Origin of the sequence: Lactobacillus sp. M0390 (assembly GCF_016102085.1) — a bacterium.
Lineage (GTDB): Bacteria > Bacillota > Bacilli > Lactobacillales > Lactobacillaceae > Lactobacillus > Lactobacillus apis.
Window position 1 is genome coordinate 661,176 of sequence record NZ_JACFPH010000001.1, and the last position, 16,975, is coordinate 678,150.

Annotated in this window: 16 protein-coding genes; 4 read left to right on the forward strand and 12 right to left on the reverse strand. The window is 35.7% G+C overall.

The window, feature by feature from the left end:
- Window positions 1–2 precede the first annotated feature (2 nt).
- The 4 genes from H3R25_RS03155 to H3R25_RS03170 form a co-directional block, all read right to left on the reverse strand.
- The gene (locus H3R25_RS03155) at window positions 3–737 is read right to left on the reverse strand and encodes an isoprenyl transferase (RefSeq protein WP_074425222.1); all 735 of its coding nucleotides are present in this window, start codon (window positions 735–737) and stop codon (window positions 3–5) included.
- Window positions 738–739: 2 nt separating this feature from the next.
- A complete protein-coding gene (gene frr / locus H3R25_RS03160; RefSeq protein ID WP_046307059.1) occupies window positions 740–1,297 on the reverse strand; it encodes a ribosome recycling factor in 558 nt (185 codons plus the stop codon).
- Complete coding sequence (pyrH, locus tag H3R25_RS03165; protein ID WP_074425221.1) at window positions 1,297–2,022, reverse strand: UMP kinase; 726 nt, start codon at window positions 2,020–2,022, stop codon at window positions 1,297–1,299. The genes frr and pyrH overlap by 1 nt, the downstream gene beginning before the upstream one ends.
- Window positions 2,023–2,227: 205 nt before the next feature.
- A complete protein-coding gene (locus tag H3R25_RS03170; protein ID WP_198194281.1) occupies window positions 2,228–3,685 on the reverse strand; it encodes an FAD-dependent oxidoreductase in 1,458 nt (485 codons plus the stop codon).
- Between the two features lie 107 nt (window positions 3,686–3,792).
- On the opposite strand from H3R25_RS03170, the gene H3R25_RS03175 reads away from it, so the two are divergent.
- Window positions 3,793–4,680 (forward strand): LysR family transcriptional regulator, encoded by an 888-nt coding sequence (locus H3R25_RS03175; RefSeq protein ID WP_074425218.1) that lies wholly within the window; start codon window positions 3,793–3,795, stop codon window positions 4,678–4,680.
- Between the two features lie 37 nt (window positions 4,681–4,717).
- On the opposite strand, the gene H3R25_RS03180 is transcribed toward H3R25_RS03175, so the two are convergent.
- The 7 genes from H3R25_RS03180 to H3R25_RS03210 form a co-directional block, all read right to left on the reverse strand.
- Window positions 4,718–5,632 (reverse strand): ROK family protein, encoded by a 915-nt coding sequence (locus H3R25_RS03180; protein ID WP_198194282.1) that lies wholly within the window; start codon window positions 5,630–5,632, stop codon window positions 4,718–4,720.
- 249 nt (window positions 5,633–5,881) lie between these two features.
- The gene (locus H3R25_RS03185) at window positions 5,882–6,682 is read right to left on the reverse strand and encodes an alpha/beta fold hydrolase (protein ID WP_198194283.1); all 801 of its coding nucleotides are present in this window, start codon (window positions 6,680–6,682) and stop codon (window positions 5,882–5,884) included.
- Window positions 6,683–7,345 (reverse strand): malonate decarboxylase holo-ACP synthase, encoded by a 663-nt coding sequence (locus H3R25_RS03190; RefSeq protein WP_198194284.1) that lies wholly within the window; start codon window positions 7,343–7,345, stop codon window positions 6,683–6,685.
- Complete coding sequence (gene mdcD / locus H3R25_RS03195) at window positions 7,333–9,000, reverse strand: biotin-independent malonate decarboxylase subunit beta (RefSeq protein WP_198194394.1); 1,668 nt, start codon at window positions 8,998–9,000, stop codon at window positions 7,333–7,335. The genes H3R25_RS03190 and mdcD overlap by 13 nt, the downstream gene beginning before the upstream one ends.
- Entirely contained in the window at window positions 8,990–9,283 is a 294-nt protein-coding gene (gene mdcC / locus H3R25_RS03200; protein ID WP_187158013.1) for a malonate decarboxylase acyl carrier protein, read from the reverse strand. Before mdcC ends, mdcD begins: the two co-directional genes overlap by 11 nt.
- Before the next feature lie 15 nt (window positions 9,284–9,298).
- Window positions 9,299–10,939 (reverse strand): malonate decarboxylase subunit alpha, encoded by a 1,641-nt coding sequence (gene mdcA, locus H3R25_RS03205; protein WP_187158014.1) that lies wholly within the window; start codon window positions 10,937–10,939, stop codon window positions 9,299–9,301.
- Between the two features lies 1 nt (window position 10,940).
- Window positions 10,941–11,849 (reverse strand): acyltransferase domain-containing protein, encoded by a 909-nt coding sequence (locus tag H3R25_RS03210; RefSeq protein WP_198194285.1) that lies wholly within the window; start codon window positions 11,847–11,849, stop codon window positions 10,941–10,943.
- A gap of 110 nt (window positions 11,850–11,959) precedes the next feature.
- On the opposite strand from H3R25_RS03210, the gene H3R25_RS03215 reads away from it, so the two are divergent.
- Window positions 11,960–12,832: a LysR family transcriptional regulator gene (locus H3R25_RS03215; protein ID WP_198194286.1), complete on the forward strand. Its 873-nt coding sequence runs from the start codon at window positions 11,960–11,962 to the stop codon at window positions 12,830–12,832.
- A 98-nt stretch (window positions 12,833–12,930) separates the two neighbouring features.
- Complete coding sequence (locus H3R25_RS03220) at window positions 12,931–14,040, forward strand: acyltransferase family protein (RefSeq protein WP_198194287.1); 1,110 nt, start codon at window positions 12,931–12,933, stop codon at window positions 14,038–14,040.
- Window positions 14,041–14,218: 178 nt separating this feature from the next.
- Here H3R25_RS03220 and H3R25_RS03225 read toward each other — a convergent pair whose 3' ends face one another.
- Window positions 14,219–14,956, reverse strand: coding sequence for a MurR/RpiR family transcriptional regulator (locus H3R25_RS03225; RefSeq protein ID WP_198194288.1), 738 nt, complete (start codon window positions 14,954–14,956; stop codon window positions 14,219–14,221).
- Between the two features lie 148 nt (window positions 14,957–15,104).
- On the opposite strand from H3R25_RS03225, the gene H3R25_RS03230 reads away from it, so the two are divergent.
- A complete protein-coding gene (locus H3R25_RS03230; protein WP_198194289.1) occupies window positions 15,105–16,964 on the forward strand; it encodes a glucose PTS transporter subunit IIA in 1,860 nt (619 codons plus the stop codon).
- The last annotated feature ends 11 nt before the right edge of the window (window positions 16,965–16,975 follow it).

Sequence of the window (16,975 nt, forward strand, 5' to 3'; positions counted from 1 at the left end):
ACCTAACTATCCGTTTCATCTAATTTGCCAAAGCGGCGATGACGATTTTGAAAATCACTAACAAATTCTTGCAAGTCCTCTTTTGTGAAATCAGGCCAATTTTTAGGGCTAAATGCAAGTTCAGAGTAGGCCAATTGCCAGAGCATAAAATTAGAGATGCGTTGTTCTCCAGAGGTTCTAATTAACAAATCAGGATCCCTAAATTCTTTGAAACTTGCGGTCATTAGTCGATTCGAAATTAGTTCTTCAGTGATTTGATCACTGGTAAGCTGCCCAGTCTCAATTAACGTACCAATTTCTTTAACCGCTGTGGTTATTTCTCTTCTTGAACCATAATTAAAAGCAAAATTTAATATTAAACCAGTATTTTGCGCAGTTTCTGCCATTGCACGTTGAACTACATCATATGTTTTATGAGGTAATTCATCCAAATAGCCCATAATATTAACTTTTACATTGTTTTCCATTAACGTCGGCATGAAGTGGTCAAAAAAGCGTACAGGCAAGTTCATTAAATACGCAACTTCTTCTTTTGGTCTTGCCCAGTTTTCAGTTGAAAAAGCATATAGAGACAAGACTTTTATTCCAAGTTGATCAGCTGCTAGAGTGATTCTCTCAACATTGTTCATCCCTTCGTAATGACCAGCCACACGTGGCTTACCTTGTTTTGTAGCCCAACGACCATTACCGTCCATAATAATTGCAAGATGATTTAATTGATTTCTTTTTTCTGCCATTTTTAGCCTTGAGTAATTTCCTTACGCTTTTTATCAGCTAATTCATCAATCTTCTTAGTTGCTTGATCCGTTACCTTTTGAACTTCTTTTTCAAGGTTACGTTGCTCGTCCTCAGTTATTTCATCATCTTTTTGTTGCTTCTTAAGTGAGTTCATTGCATCACGTCTTACGTTTCTAACAGCAATTTTTCCTTCTTCGGCAATTTTATTTACTTCTTTGGCAATTTCTTGACGTCTTTCACCAGTCAATTGAGGAATAACTAGTCTAATAACTTTACCGTCATTTGCTGGTGTTAAGCCTAGATTTGAAGCAAGAAGAGCATGTTCAATATCATCAACACTGTTTTGGTCATATGGTGTAATCAAGAGAACACGAGGTTCTGGAATAGTCACACTCGACATTTGAGTCAATGGGGTTGGCGCACCATAGTATTCAACTTGAACGCCATCAAGCAAGGCTGCATTGGCAACACCGGCACGAATAGAGCCGAGATTCTTTTCAAAAACGCTGATAGATTTTTCCATATTATCTTGCGCTTTTTTAATCGTTTCGTTATTCATTATTTTCCACCTTCAATTACAGTTCCTATATGTTCACCCATAACGACTTTTCTAATATTTCCTTCTGTATTGACGTTAAATACAATTAACGGAATATTTGTATCCATTGAAAGTGAACTAGCAGTTCTATCCATAACTTTCAAATCTTTGGAGATTACATCAAGTTGAGTTAACTCATTGTACTTTTTAGCGTTTGGATCAATTTTTGGATCAGCGGAGTAAACTCCGTCAACACCATTTTTAGCCATTAAAATGACATCTGCATTAATCTCAGCTGCACGTAAAGCTGCAGTGGTATCAGTCGAAAAGTATGGGTTACCGGTTCCACCACCCATGATTATTACTCTGCCTTTTTCAAGGTGACGAATTGCCTTTCTTCTAATGTAAGGCTCAGCAATTTGTCTCATTTCGATTGATGTCTGTAATCTTGTTGGCACACCTACATGCTCTAGACCATCCTGAAGAGCTAAACCATTCATGATAGTTGCTAGCATACCCATGTAGTCTGCTTGTGAACGTTCCATTCCCAGTTTTTCACCAGTTTCACCACGCCACATGTTACCGCCACCGCAAACGATTCCAATTTCAACGCCTAGGTCGTGAACTGATTTAATTTCTTCGGCTAAATGGCTGATAACTGTAGGATCAATTCCAGTACCTTGACTACCAGCCAATGCTTCACCAGAAATCTTTAAAACAATTCGCTTATATTTAACTTGAGTCATGACAACCTCCTCTATTAACTTTAGTTATTCTACCATATAAAAATGGCAAATGTAGGACTACAAAACAAAAGAGCAGAATTTTATTAAGAAATTTATTTTCTCTTTAAAAGCTTATTTTAATAGAAGAAAAACGCACTACTTATTTATTATTTTTTGTTGAAAATAAAAAGCACTGTCGTATTAAACAGAGCTTTTTAATCAATTATTATTTCAAATATTTTTGTGCATGTTGCGCTGCATTTCTTCCAGAATAAAATGCATATCCTGCACAAGTTCCTGGCATATTTGGACCATATGTATCTCCAGTTAAACCACTTGCATCATTACCTGTTGCATATACACCTTTAATTGGTTGACCTTTTTCATCTTCAATCTCATTATCAGGGGTTATTCTTAGACCACCCATCGTGCAATATGCACCAACTGTTAACTTAAAGCCATAAAATGGACCGTCTTCAACAGTTCTTAAATATTTTGGATCCTTGCCAAATGACTTGTCCTCACCAGATTTTACATCTTCATTGAATTTTTCAATATTTTGAACAAACTTATCTCTTGGCAAGTTCATTTTTTTTGCTAATTCTTCTAGCGTATCTGCCTTAAAGATGAATGGTTTGTTTTCACTAATTGCTTGATCAATTTCTTCTTGTAACTTATCCATCTTGTGTCCACGTTCAATGTAAACACCTAGTCCCATAAAGTTACCCTTTTCAGCCATTTCATCAATGATCTTTTTATCTAAAATGCTGTAAACCTTATTTTGACTGTACAGAGCGTTGCCAGCATATGAAAAGTTATAAACGACTGATTCATCAACAAATCTCTCACCATTTTCATTTACCCATAAAAGAGGCTGTTGTCCTGCAGCCACATTCATCTGACTCCGCATCATCTTGAACGATGGTTGGCCTGGATCTTTCAGATAGCCACCAAATAGCATTGCTGTACCCATGCCATATTTTTGACCACCAACATGCCATCCTAGTCTCAAACCATCACCAGTGCCTTTGCCACATGAAACTGTAATCAATCTGGATAAATCATAATTGGTTTCTTTTGCCATCATTTCGTCATTGTTTAAATAGCCTCCTGTTGCCAGGATCACTACTTTGGCTGTAATTGTTTCAATGTCACCATTAGCTTCATTTTTGAGTGTTACCTTTTTATTGCCATCATAATCAATTTCTAGGTTAATTGCTGATGTAGAAGTTAAAAGTTCTCCACCCAATTTTTTGAAACGAGGCTCCAAACCATTGTGCATTGCGCCATCGCCGTATCCTTTATAAATATGCCACGTTGCTTCACCAGCACCCATTGCTTGAACACCTTCGTATTCAACACCTTCATCATGTAACCATTTAATATTCTCGGCACTAGTATCCAAGTAATTACGCCAAATCCTTGAATCAGCCTTATAGCTGGAATACTCAACTTCTTCTTTTAAAACATCCAAAGTTGAAACATTAATTCCCTTTTCTTTTTGTAAATATGAACCGACTGCAAAAAGTCCCTCGCTATAATTTGCAGAGCCACCAGTGTGACGCCCCTTTTCAAGCATCAAAACACTGTTACCGTTCTCGACAGCTGTTAATGCAGCAGCTTGACCAGCAGCACCCGAACCTACAACTACAACATCATAATTTTCTTTCTTTGAAATTTTCATAACCGTATACCTCTTTAAAACTATTTATGCTTTAATAGTAAGTGCTTACAAGCAAAAAATATAGACACTTTATTTTTCAACACTAGAAGTAAAAGGTTCGGATAAAGATGAATTTCACTCAATTAAATACTTTCATTACGGTAGTCGAAACAGGGAGTTTTCAAAAAGCTGCTGCAACACAATACATCAGTCAACGCGCAGTTTCACAGTCAATTGGCAAGCTTGAAAACGAACTAGGCTTTAAATTATTCGAGCGAGGCAAAAACAAGATTTCAATTACCTCCCAAGGACAGGAATTTTTCTTAAAAACCAAGGAAATATTACATAGCTTTTCTGTAGAAATCAATTCTCTGCGGCATGAAGCTGCCACCACCTATCAAGAACTAAAAGTTGGCTACTTTTCTCCTTTTGAAGGGGCATTGTTGCTACAAAAAATCTTTGATGCAAATCAAAAACAGCCTGAATTAAAAATCAAGATAACCGAGGAGAGTATTGAACATTTAATATCAGATGTTTCCCTCGGCATATTAGATTTAGCTTTTATCTTAGATTATGGAGAACAAGAATTTTTGACTAAGAACCTAACTAACAAGAGTATTTTTCAAAGCAAAATGGTGATTGGTGTCAGTAAACTCGATCCTTTAAGTAGCGGTTCTGTTTTTCCATTAACTGCTCTTAAAGAAAAACCCATTTTATATTATGGGCCTGAGAAAACCAATTATTTAAAGCATGCTTTTCTTGCTACCTTACCTGACGCATATCAAAATTTACCGGTCGCTAGAATTTCAACTATTGAACAAATGCAAATTCTTGTTTCTTCTAATCAGGCCAATGCATATTATCCAGATGGCTTACTTCAGCCTTCAAACTCTCCGAGTGAGAAAATTGAATATTTACCATTAGAGGGCAACAGCAGTGCCCAAAATTACCATGTCCAAGCTATTTATCAAAAGAAAACTGAAAAGAAAAAATTAATCCAGCAGTTTTTAAGCTAATCAAAAACCTCACTTTAGCTTAAAGCGAGGTTTATTATTAATAATCAGTTTCGTTATCTACAATTAATAACAAGTTATATAAGGCTCCATATAAATTAGAGTCATTTCTAAATTTAGCTGCAACTATTTCTGGTTTAACTAATGTTTGGCCAATGATTGAATTCATTTCGCCAACTAGCCTATCATAAGCCTTATTGATGCCAGAAAGTAGAATTGGTTGAGCACTAATGCCGCCACCGATTGCCACTTTATTTATATCAACTACTGTATTCATATTTAAAATTAATGCTGCAATGTTTAAACAATAATCATTGAAAATCTTAATTGCGTCTTCATTGCCGCTTTTAATTTCTTCAAAAGCATGAATTCCATCATTGATTTCAGAATAACCTGTTTTTTGATTTACATGCTTAACGAAGTTGACAGCAGAGCATAGATTACCGACGCTACCTTGCATTTTTTCCGGGTGGGTCAAATCAACAATCATAAAGCTCATTTCACCAGCTTGATAATGGGAGCCTTGTAAAAGATGACCGTTAACTATGATGCCACCGCCAACACCCGTGCCTAATGTTAGTGCTGCGCAGTTAGTTTCTCCTTTTAAACTTCCTAGCCAGTTTTCTGCCAGAATGCTTGCTTTACCATCGTTAAGAACAGTTACAGGGTAATCCTTATCTTGATAGATTTCTCCAAAGTCAATGCCATCAAGATAAGGAATTGCACCTCCAAAACGTATTTTTGTTCCTTCGATTTTTCCAGGAGCACAAATTGCCAAGCCTTTGATTCTATCTGTATATTTTTTTACAATTTTATCTACTGCAACTAAAAAGTCAGCTTTATTGTCAGGAGTACTTACTTTGCCCTTTTCAATAATATTACCAGCTTGGTCTATTTGTGCGTATTTAATTTCTGTTCCGCCAATATCAATACTTAAATAATTTTTCATCTTCATCCTTCACCAATAGATAAATTAAAAGTTACAGCCATAAGAGACACATAAAAGATTATAAACTAAAACTCAGTCTTTGATTGCATTACTTTTAGACAATCAAGAATTCTACTGTATCATAAATTTTCAAAAACTGCCTTTAAAAATTATATCTCACATTAAAAACTATTTTTATGCCTAATATCAAAAAGACCTCTTATCCAATTAAATAAGAGGTCTTCTAAAAAAATTTAAATCCTTAAACCTAATACACTATTCAGGCAAATAACGATTTTTCAGTAAAAAGTGACGTAACAGCTGATTAAATCGTCGAGGAACCTCAGCCATAATATCATGTCCGCAATCATCTAAAACAGCATATTCAATTCGCGAATTATGTTTAGCCATCCATTCAGCAAATTGATAGTTATAATATGGACTTTTCTTAGCAGCAAAAACAACTATTTTTTGCGTAGTGGTTATAATTATATTTCGCCAATCCTGCTTAATGTGCTCTTGCAATAAATCCATATTACTTTGACGATCAAAAGGATACTTAGTTTTAACTAGGTTGAGTTCATTAAAAACTTCAGTATCAAGGCCATGAAGAGTTTCATGAACCTCTGGAATAATCTTAGATTGCTCTTTGTAGTTTTTCAAAGTATAGTTCATGAAGCCAAAATGCCAGTCCTTAGTATTTAGCATATATGGTGTTTGATCAACGATACAAGCTAAATCAACTAAATTAGGTTTTGTCTTAATTAAATCATATAGAACACTACCACCCATTGAATGCGCAATAAATGTGGCATGACTGATATTTAGAAATTTCGCTAAACCAATCAGATCATCAGTCAATCTTTGGAGAGTATGACCATTTAATGTTTTTTCACTTTCACCCATGTTACGGTGATCATACGTTATTACCTGATATCCCATATTTAACAAATAAGATACTTGTTTTGTCCAGATTTCTTGATAACCACCAAAGCCAGTAACCAAGACAATTGGCCTACCGTTTCCGTATACATGATAATTAAGTTTAACCCGATCACTGGTTAGATAGTAACTCATCTATTCTTTCCTTACAAAATTCCACGGGTTCTCTACCAAAATAGGTCCGGTAGCTGTTTTGATTAGTACTTTTTTGTTGCGCCCTGCAGCATACTCTTCTAACGAAAAGCCTTTTTGTCCATGTACAACCTGAACATCCGCATGAACTCCGTATAAATTTATCTTTCTTAATAACTCTCTTGCTTGACTCACACTAATTTCTTTTGTTGCCGACAGAATAACATCCAAATCACTGATATGCTCTGAATTATTTTTTACTATCTTCATTCCAGTGGCCATTTCGTAAGCCACCGATCCACCGATTCCCCATTTAAATCCTTTTAACAAAGGAACCATTTTAATTAGAGCTTGAAATTGAGGTAAGTTTTGGCGAGCAGGAGTCAATTCTTTCCATAACTGTTTTTTTATAAAGTAGTCTGGCGAGTAACAATTTACTACTTGCTCTTTTTTTAAAAAGCAGGCTAAACGCTCATTTCTTTGAGATCCTCTTATTCCAACTGGAATTAGATTATTCTCTATTTCTCCTCTTCTGACAACAACAATTTTAGCTTTAGCTAAAGAATCCTTTGCCCATTCAGGTAAAGGATTCTCGCCTAGCACCAAATCACTAGTTTTGTTAAAAGTGAGCAAATCATGTGGCCAAACTTGTTTTATTGATTCCATTGTTCAAAAACTGTTTTACGCATCTTGTTAGTTGCTATACGTCCACTTTCAACCGCAATTGGCGTTTCATATCTAAAGTGCAAATCAGTGGGTTGGTTCTCAGTACTTTCAATTGCTTCATCAATAACGGTTTTGATTTCTTCAACTGCGTTTTCATTAGCATCCCATGAGGAAACATCCTGAACCAATTTGTAAAGAGCACCTAATTTTTCATAGTTGTGAATATCATAGGCCATTGCAGGAACATGTTTAGTAGCTTCTTCTAATTCAGCAATCGTTCTTTGAGTAATTCGAGCAGCTGAAGCCTTAGACATTGCTTGAATTGTGATTGAGTCATCTGCTAAAGCTATAATTCGGTTTGATTGCAAACCATGAGCTAAAAAGCCTCCTGAAACGGCATCCCCAGGAATAAACGCAATAACAGGATGCCCTGCCTGACGTGCCTTAGCATATGCAGCGGCAGCTGATGCTAAACTGATATGAATACCAATTAGTTCCTCTTTGTAGCCATATGCTTGACTTGGTACGTCAACAACCAAAATAAGTGGCCGTTTTTCTTTCTTATCTTTGTCTTCATCAACTATCTTGTTAACAATTTCAGCTACTAGAAAACCTTCCTGTAAGCCAACTTCTCCCTTTCGAACTCGTGGAAAACGATTATTTTCATCTGGGACAATTGCAATATATTCTTTACCATCTTTTTCAGCATGTAAAACAGTAGGATAATTTGATTCTGCATTTTCAATTCCAGTTAATTTTTCAAACCAAAGTCGACCGCGTGACTTAGTTTTCGCTTGCTGACTAGCAGTAGCTTCATTAACGACATGTTTAGTTGCTTTATTCTTAGAATAAAGGTCACGGTATTGCTTGGTATTAAGCGGTTGAGCAAAATCAATCTCATCGAGTAAAGAGAGGTAAAAATCAGCTTGGTCTGTTCTATGAGCATCCTTATTCTGTTCAATTGCATTGTTAATTGCGTCCTTAATAGCTGAAACATCATCGTCAACTACTTCATCAGCAATTCCTGTTTCAACACGTTGCCGTGTTCCTAGTGTGTCCCAAATCAGGTTCTTATCGCTGGAATCGAATTCTCTTACACCAGCTTCTTGCTCAATTACTTCTGGACCATTCAGAGCAATTCTAGCTTTAGGTGTTGTAATTAGATAAGAAAGAATTGCACTTGTAATTGACATTCCGCCAAAGCTTCCAACTCTTCCTGGCACAATACCAATAACGGGAACATATTCTTTTAAGGCAATAACCGCGTTTTGAATTTCTGAAATTGAAAGTAGGCCATAGTTTGCCTCCTGCAACCGCACACCACCTGTATCAAGAACAATAATTGGGTATTCCTTGATTCCATTTTTATTGTCTTCAAGTGTCTTTTCCAAAGCAGCTACAATTTTAGCTCCTGAAACTTCACCAATTCCACCGCCTTGGAAACTACCTTCAATTGAAATAATAACGGTAGCTTTTCCATCTAGCTTACCTTTTGCAATAATTACGCCATCATCACTTTCAGGCACAATGTTTTGCGGCTCCAAATGAGGTGAAATAAAATCAAACTCAGGTCCAACAATTTCGCGCCCAGTGTTCTCATCAAGTAAGCTAAAAGCACGTTGACGTCCATTTAATTCAACAAAACTATTTTTCATCATTTAATGCCTCCATTGCTTGTGTGAGACGTAAGTTAACAACGCCTGGTGTTGCACCAAAGTCATGAATTACAAATTTTCCTTTTAAAGGATAACGAGTGAAAAAGCGATCTAAAACATTTTTCCAAACTTCTTTAAAGCCATCACTACCAGTTACTATCTCGATTGTTGTTTCATCTGCAGGGTAAAGTAGGATTTCTAAATCTCCGGATGCTACTACACCAACATGAACAAACTTTTTAACAGTTTCTGAATTTTGATAAGTAAAATTAAGTTTTTCCATCTTAACTAACCTCCTTTATGACCATGATCTGAATTTAGCAGGTGGATTGTATAAACCATGTGACCACTCAACTAAATCATCCATCGTTTGTGCAGCTAGCAATGAACGCTTTGCATCCTGTCTACGAACCCCAAGATCTTCTGGTAGAGCAATAATTCCTTTATCACGCAGCTTTTTGACCTCTTCAGGATTAGAGCGAAGACCTACAGGTGTTACACCCGCAATCGCTTCAATGGCAGCCTTACGCTCTTCCATACTATCTGTCTTATAAAGGTATGCAATTCCTTCTTCAGTTACAATATGAGTTGTATCTTCGCTATAAATCATGATTGGTACATTGGCCAATTTTGCTTCTTTTCTTACTTCTTCAGCATCCAAATGATCAACAAAGACAGGTTTCTTATTAGAACCAAATGTTTCAACCATTTGGACAACTAATTTTTGTCCTTTAGCTAGTGGATCATCAGCTGGCTTCAAACTTTGCCATGCTGCAGTTGAGTGACGTCGACCAGTTGGGTTCGAACCCATATTAGGTGCGCCACCGAAACCTGATAAACGACCGTGGGTAACAGTAGAAGAATTGCCCCATTGATCAATTTGTAACGTTGACCCAACAAACATATCACAGGCATATTGACCAGCAACTTGACCTAAAGCACGGTTAGAACGCATAGTACCATCTTTACCGACAAAGAAAACGTCTGGCCGAGCAGCAATATACTTCTCCATGCCAACTTCACCACCAAATGAGTGAATTGAGTCAACCCAGCCACTTTCAATTGCTGGAATCAAAGTTGGCGTTGGATTTAATTCCCAGTTACGGCAAATTTTTCCTTTAAGACCAAGTTGTTCGCCGTAGGTAGGTAATAGCAATTCAATCGCCGAAGTGTTGAAACCAACACCATGGTTTAGAGTTTGAACATTATGCTTTTCATATATTCCGCGAATTGCCATCATACCCATTAAAATTTGCAATTCACTAATTGCTTGTGGGTCACGCGTAAACAATGGCTCTAATTGATATGGCTTATCAGCTGGAATCACAACATCAACCCAACCAGCTGGAATATCAACTCTTGGAACTTTATCTACAATTTCGTTAGCTTGAACAATGACGATACCATCATGAAATGCTGCAGCTTCAACAATCGTAGGTGTTTCTTCAGTGTTAAAACCTGTATATAAGTTACCTTCATGATCAACTTTATCTGCTGCTACTAAAACAACATTTGGAATCAAATCTATGAACAGTCGCCCAAACAATTCAAGGTAAGTATGGATATCTCCAACTTTCATCGTTCCGTCTGCAATCATTTGGGAAACCCTGGTACTTTGTGGACCAGCATAAGAAAAGTCCATCTTAGTGGCAATCCCTAAATCAAAAATATCCAAGTGTTCAGGTCTCGAAATGCTGGACATAATCATATGCAAATCATGAACTTTATCTGCATCCACTTTTGCTAAGGCTTCAGATAAGAATGAGGCCTGTTTTTGGTTGTCTCCTTCCAAAACAACCTTATCACCTGGCTTAATCAGCGCTTCAAGAACTTTAACAACATCTTCTGTTTTTGCAAACTTGCCATCAAGAAGAGCACTTGCGCCATTTAAACGGGCAGCTTTTGCATCTCGATGCGTATGCCAATTTCTTTCAGTCATATTATTTTCCTTTCCATTTATTAAGTAAAAAGTCGGCATCATCTATTGCCATTTTACTTAATGTAATATTTGATACCTGATCAGTTTTAACCTTTAATAACTTTGTAAATGCGTTTCCTGGCGAAAATTCGATACTCACTTGCGGATTATACTCAAGTGCAACATTAATCATCGTTTCCCAAAAAACAGGATGGGTTAGATTATTAGCTAGGTCGTATTTAACATCTGCAACCTTTTTTACCGGATGACCGTTATTATTGGCCAAGTAAATACAGGCAGGGTTACTTAAATGTAACTTCCCTATCTCATAATCTAATTGTTCAGCAACATTTGCCATTAGTGGCGAATGTGATGGATTAGGTACATGCAATAATTTAGCTTTAGCTGCACCTTGCTTGGTGGCAAGCTCTAACACTTGTTTAATCGCAGTCAACTTACCTGACAGAGTATTTTGCAACTCTGAATTTTGATTCGACAGGTATACCGGATTTTCCTCGGTATGAACCTGTTTCACAAGCTCGGTAACTTCTTGTCGAGATAAACCAACTACCACGCCCATACCATAACCTTCGGGATAAGAGGATTGCATCAGCTTAGCCCTTAAGCTAACTAATTTAAAAACATCTTCTTTTGAAATTACTCCAGCAGCATATGCTGCTCCAAACACACCTAAGGAATGTCCAGCCACTAAATCTGGTTGCCAACCCATTTTTTTAAGTTGATCAACTTCATTAATTTGCAAAAGTAAAATACTTAATTGAATCTGTTGCGAATCAGAATAACCTTCACTAGTATCTAAAAGTTTTACTCCCGTCCAATTTTCTACATTCTGTTTCAAATTGGGGTCAACATTAGTTAACATTCCAGCTTTCTGACTTCCTTGCCCAGGAAACAACCATAAACTTTTCACGTTATCACCTCTTTGGATCTCACAAATTTAGTTTAAACCCAATAGATAACCATTTATAATAGATAATAGGAATAATAGTTAACCAAAAAGTTATTAATTGGAGCAAAATAATGAATTTAACTGGTTTAAAATATTTTGTCAGTGTAGCTAGTTTGGGCTCTGTAACGGAAGCAGCCCGGGCAGCATTTGTCAGTGAATCCGCAATTAGTAAAACCATTAGACAGCTTGAAGAAGAAATTGGTGTAAAACTGTTTGATCGTCAAGGAAGAACAATTAAGCTGAATCAGCAGGGAAAGATCTTTTATTCATACGTTTCCGATAGTCTTAGCCTGCTGAGCCGTGGAATCAACGCAGTGAAAACTAATTCAGCAGAAGAAAATGGACAAATCAACGTTCTTTTTACTGTTGGCTCACCTTTAATTCCGATCATTGCACTAAAAATGCAAAAATTACTTCCAAATGTCAGCCTAAATATTCACCAGCGTACAACTTTTGCTAAAGACCTAAAGCAATTTGACTTTGTTATTTCTTCACATAAGATTAAAAACTTTACGACAATTCCTTTATTAAGAGAAGAAATCTTAATTGGCTGGAAAAAAAGTTTCATGCATAAGAAAAAGTTTTTTCAAGCTTCAGAATTAAAAAATTTTACTTTTGTCGGTGAAAATGATGAAACCGAGTTACAACAAACTGTTAACCAGTTTTTAGTAAGTAATGACATCAAATTAAATTTCAAATACCAATCAGATGAACCTGCTACAGTTCGAGAAATGATTGTAGCAGGACTAGGCATGGGTTTTATTCCTAAAGTCACATGGGGAAATTACTTTACTAATTCAAACTCAATCGATATTGCAAGAATCCTTCCCAATTCACCTCACCGAACAATCTATTTAAATACCCCACACCAGACGTTAAATGATACTCAACGCTTATTTAGTAATGAAATTGCTAGTGTTTTAGTTGAAGCACAATCGAATTAAAAGAAAAAATATAACTTGCCTTTTTTGAAAAAATCGCATATATTAAGGCTGAACTTCTTAGGGATCTCACAAATCTACTAAGAGAGGTCTTAAATGAAATGGATAGATATCCTTATCCGGCATATAAAACAGCAGATATTGGAGATTACTTAAAAGTCTTTGCCTGTACTGCAGTTATGTCGCAGCCAATTATGTCTTTGGTTATGGGGGTTGGTCAGCCTTTTGCCACACAAGATATATTTGGCATTATGTATAATTTGGTTAAATACACTGCACCAGCCTTTATTTTTGGCATCCTATACACCACAATTCGAACAAATGATTTGGCAGGCAATTTTTCATATAAAGCACATATGAGGTCAAGCTGGTCAAACCTATTTGTTCCGACAATTTGGTGGACGTTAATTTATTTGCTGGGAATGCCATGGCTCCAACAGATAAATAAATTTAATAATTTTGGTTCATTTTGTTGGCATTTTATTAATGGTAATGGAGCACCGCATTTGTGGTACAACACAATGATGTTGCAGTTTATTATTTTAATGCCATTGTTTTGGGCAATTAGTCGTTACGTTGGTAAAAATGTAAAAAGAGGATTACTTGTCGCTCTAATTACTTTTGTTTTATATTTTGCCTGGCTATGGTTTTATGATTTTTACGTATTCCATGGTCCACACGAAAAAACGTGGTATATGCTAGATCGAATTTTTATTTCGTTCTTTATTTACGGCGTATTTGGAGTACTTGCCTGGCAACTGAGAGATTATGTTAATTCAATATTAAGTAAATTTTGGTGGCTAATTCTATTAGTTTTTCTTGCTTGTTTTATTTGGACAAATTTTGAATTACACGGCTTTGGCCATCCAGTCCTTTTTGCAAACGCTCCGTATTATAAACCATCAATGACATTCTATTGTTTATCAGTCATTGCTTTAATTGCTGCTCTATGCTTACATCAAGTTAAGAATAATTCAGAAACTTCACTCAAAGTTTTTCATTTTTTAGCCACATATGCTTACCGTGCTTACCTTTCAAACGTATTTTGGAATCAACTGATTTGGCGTGGATTAAATATGGGTTACCATGCGACTTACCACCCATTTTTAACTTTCCTAGGCACATGGATCTTAACTTGGATACTATCGTTCACTTCTGCATATTGCCTACATATTTGGTGGACAAAAATAAAAAGCTACATAGTTAAATAGACGTTAAATCAATTTAAGAATGCAAAAAGAACCCTTTATAAAGAGGGTTCTTTTTATTTAACCTGAAAATGTTTCTATTCTAGAAGAACTTTTATCCGACAGCTAAAAAAAATGCTAGTGCATCTGGAATGACATATAGGACGAGAACTAAATTTAAAATCAAAATATATCATAAGAACTAGTAACGAGTAATATGGTTTATAACCATTTCAACAAATAAAGAGAACAGTGACTGTGGATCAATTGCGGAACTATTAGCAAATGCTTTTCCAGGTAAAACAATGCAATTTTTAAAATACTTGCTCAGTTTAGTATCTGGATTGAAAGTAATTAAATAAGTTCTAGACAGTTTACTTAAAGGTTCTGAAATATATTTTTTAATGTAGGGATCATTACCGCTGACTGAGAACACCACGAATGCATCCTCCTCTTCAATTAATCCCACCCAGTGAGAAGCATTTACATAGTTATCGGTATAAAAACTTACCTTATTTAAGTCTTGCATTCCCATTGCTAACTGTTTTGCAGGCATACTTGAATAATATACTCCAATTATATAATTATGGTTTGAACATACCAAGGCTTCTGCAAGATTACTAATTTTGTCTTCTTCAATGTTTTTAAAGCTATTGGCAACTTTCAGATAATTTGATAAATAACTCGAATTGTTTTTATCAAAATTTAGTTGTTGTAGCAAATAATTTTTTAATTGAAATTTAAATTCTTTAAATCCTGTATATCCAAGTTTTTTACAATATCTTTGTACAGAAGCTACTGATGTTTGAGCATCAGTAGCTAATTTTTGTATAGTAATTAATTGAACATGCGCTGGATGTTTCAGAATGACTTCATATATTTTTTTATCAGATTTAGAAAATTCAACATTATTCGGCTTTAAAAATTCATTTAATTTCATTTTTTCCCTCACTTAATGGGTATTTTATCATAGTTCCTGTTATTTTTATCAATTTATTATTGTTAACGCTTGCAATTAGTGATAGTATTTTTGTAATAAATATCATAAATTATGATATTTTTATCGTATTTTAAAAATGGAGGTTAAAATGGACTATCACAAACTAGCAAAAATCATAGTTGACGATGTTGGCGGAACGGACAACATCAGGAGTGTAACTCATTGCATGACTCGATTAAGATTTTCTTTAAAGGACGTTTCCAAAGTAAACGAAGGTGGATTAGGCCTAGTTAAGGAAATACTTGGTACTGTTTACTCAGGAGACCAATATATGATAATTCTAGGTGCTAATTTATTGCCAACATATAGTGCTGTCGTTAAAGATTTTAATTTAACAACGGAAGACCCAGTTGAAGAAAACTTAGATGAGCCATCAAAAACAAAGTGGACATTTAAAAATTTTGGTGGGAAAATCTTGGATTTTATTCAAGCTTCCGTAACACCTATGTTACCAGGGTTAATAGCAGGCGGCATGTGTAAAGTTGCTTTACTACTTATAGTGACTTTTATTAATCCCAACTTTGCTAAAACATCTAGCTATATGCTTTTATCTGCCATCGCTGATGCTCCCTTCTATTTTATGCCAATTATGGTGGCATACGGAGCAGCAACCAAACTGGGAGGAACTCCAGCATATTCAATGATGGCTACTGGAGCCTTGCTATATCCCACCTTTCATGACATTGCTAACCAATTAGCAACTAATCCAAATCTAGCAAGACAGTCACTTTTTGGCTTACCAGTGAAAGTTCTCAACTACGGATCATCATTGCTACCTGCCCTACTGATTTCAATAGTCGCTTATTTTACTGAAAAATATTTGAACAAAATTGTTCCAGGTATTTTTAAATCAGTATTTGTTGGGATGGGAACAATTTTTATTTCAGGCTCTCTTGGTTTCATAGTACTTGGACCGCTAGGAAATTATCTTGGACAAGTCATAGCTTCCATAGTTATGTTTTTAAGTAAAACTGTTGGGCCTTTAGCTGTAGGACTATTAGCAGCTGTCTTACCATGGTTAGTAATGACTGGTATGCATACGGTACTATCACCATTTATGCCACAGTTAATAAGTAATCCTGGTTATGACCCAATTCTTCGACCAGCGTTTATCCTGCATAATATGGCCGAAGGGGGAGCTAATATTGGAGTTGCCTTAAAAACTAAAGATAAAAAATTGAGGAGTCAGGCATGGTCCTTAGCAGTTGGTGCAATCATTGCTGGAGTAACTGAACCGTCTTTATACGGTATCAACTTAAAATACAAAAAGCCTATGTACGGTGTAATGGCTGGTGGCTTTGCAGGAGGACTTGTTGCTGGGCTTCTAAATGTAAAAGCCTATGTAATGGGATACTCAAATATTCTAGCATTACCTATTTTTGAAAATACTATTGGAGCTATGATTGCTGGAATAGTTACTGCAATTTTAGTATCAGCAACAGTCACATTTTTTTTAGGTATTAATCAAAAAAATGAAGTTACCAAAGCTTCACATAAAAATTATTCAGACAATTCGTTAGTAGCAATTTGTGATGGAACTTTAGAGCCTTTATCACAAGTGAATGACAAAGCTTTTTCTTCAGGAGCTTTAGGAAACGGGGTAGCATTTAAATTATCTGGGAACTATATTTGTTCCCCTGCTAATGGTACTTTATCAGCTCTATTCCCCACTGGACACGCTTTTGGAATTACAACGAAAGATGGTGAAGAACTACTAGTACATATAGGAATCAATACTGTTGACCTTAAAGGCAAAGGATTTAATGTACTCGCTCAGCAAGGAGATGAAATTAAAGCAGGTCAACCTATTATAAGGGTTGATCGTAATTATATCGAGGGTCAAGGTTATGACTTGACCACAATGTTAGTTTTCACAAATACAAAAGATAAAAAAACAAATCTTAAAGATACTGGAAATGTTTCAGTAGGAACAATAATAAATTTGTAAGGAGTTAAAAA

Coding starts and splice junctions, on each gene's coding strand:
- H3R25_RS03155 (WP_074425222.1), bottom strand. CDS start 737: ATGGCAGAAAAAAGAAATCAATTAAATCATCTTGCAATTATTATGGAC.
- frr (WP_046307059.1), bottom strand. CDS start 1,297: ATGAATAACGAAACGATTAAAAAAGCGCAAGATAATATGGAAAAATCT.
- pyrH (WP_074425221.1), bottom strand. CDS start 2,022: ATGACTCAAGTTAAATATAAGCGAATTGTTTTAAAGATTTCTGGTGAA.
- H3R25_RS03170 (WP_198194281.1), bottom strand. CDS start 3,685: ATGAAAATTTCAAAGAAAGAAAATTATGATGTTGTAGTTGTAGGTTCG.
- H3R25_RS03175 (WP_074425218.1), top strand. CDS start 3,793: ATGAATTTCACTCAATTAAATACTTTCATTACGGTAGTCGAAACAGGG.
- H3R25_RS03180 (WP_198194282.1), bottom strand. CDS start 5,632: ATGAAGATGAAAAATTATTTAAGTATTGATATTGGCGGAACAGAAATT.
- H3R25_RS03185 (WP_198194283.1), bottom strand. CDS start 6,682: ATGAGTTACTATCTAACCAGTGATCGGGTTAAACTTAATTATCATGTA.
- H3R25_RS03190 (WP_198194284.1), bottom strand. CDS start 7,345: ATGGAATCAATAAAACAAGTTTGGCCACATGATTTGCTCACTTTTAAC.
- mdcD (WP_198194394.1), bottom strand. CDS start 9,000: ATGAAAAATAGTTTTGTTGAATTAAATGGACGTCAACGTGCTTTTAGC.
- mdcC (WP_187158013.1), bottom strand. CDS start 9,283: ATGGAAAAACTTAATTTTACTTATCAAAATTCAGAAACTGTTAAAAAG.
- mdcA (WP_187158014.1), bottom strand. CDS start 10,939: ATGACTGAAAGAAATTGGCATACGCATCGAGATGCAAAAGCTGCCCGT.
- H3R25_RS03215 (WP_198194286.1), top strand. CDS start 11,960: ATGAATTTAACTGGTTTAAAATATTTTGTCAGTGTAGCTAGTTTGGGC.
- H3R25_RS03220 (WP_198194287.1), top strand. CDS start 12,931: ATGGATAGATATCCTTATCCGGCATATAAAACAGCAGATATTGGAGAT.
- H3R25_RS03225 (WP_198194288.1), bottom strand. CDS start 14,956: ATGAAATTAAATGAATTTTTAAAGCCGAATAATGTTGAATTTTCTAAA.
- H3R25_RS03230 (WP_198194289.1), top strand. CDS start 15,105: ATGGACTATCACAAACTAGCAAAAATCATAGTTGACGATGTTGGCGGA.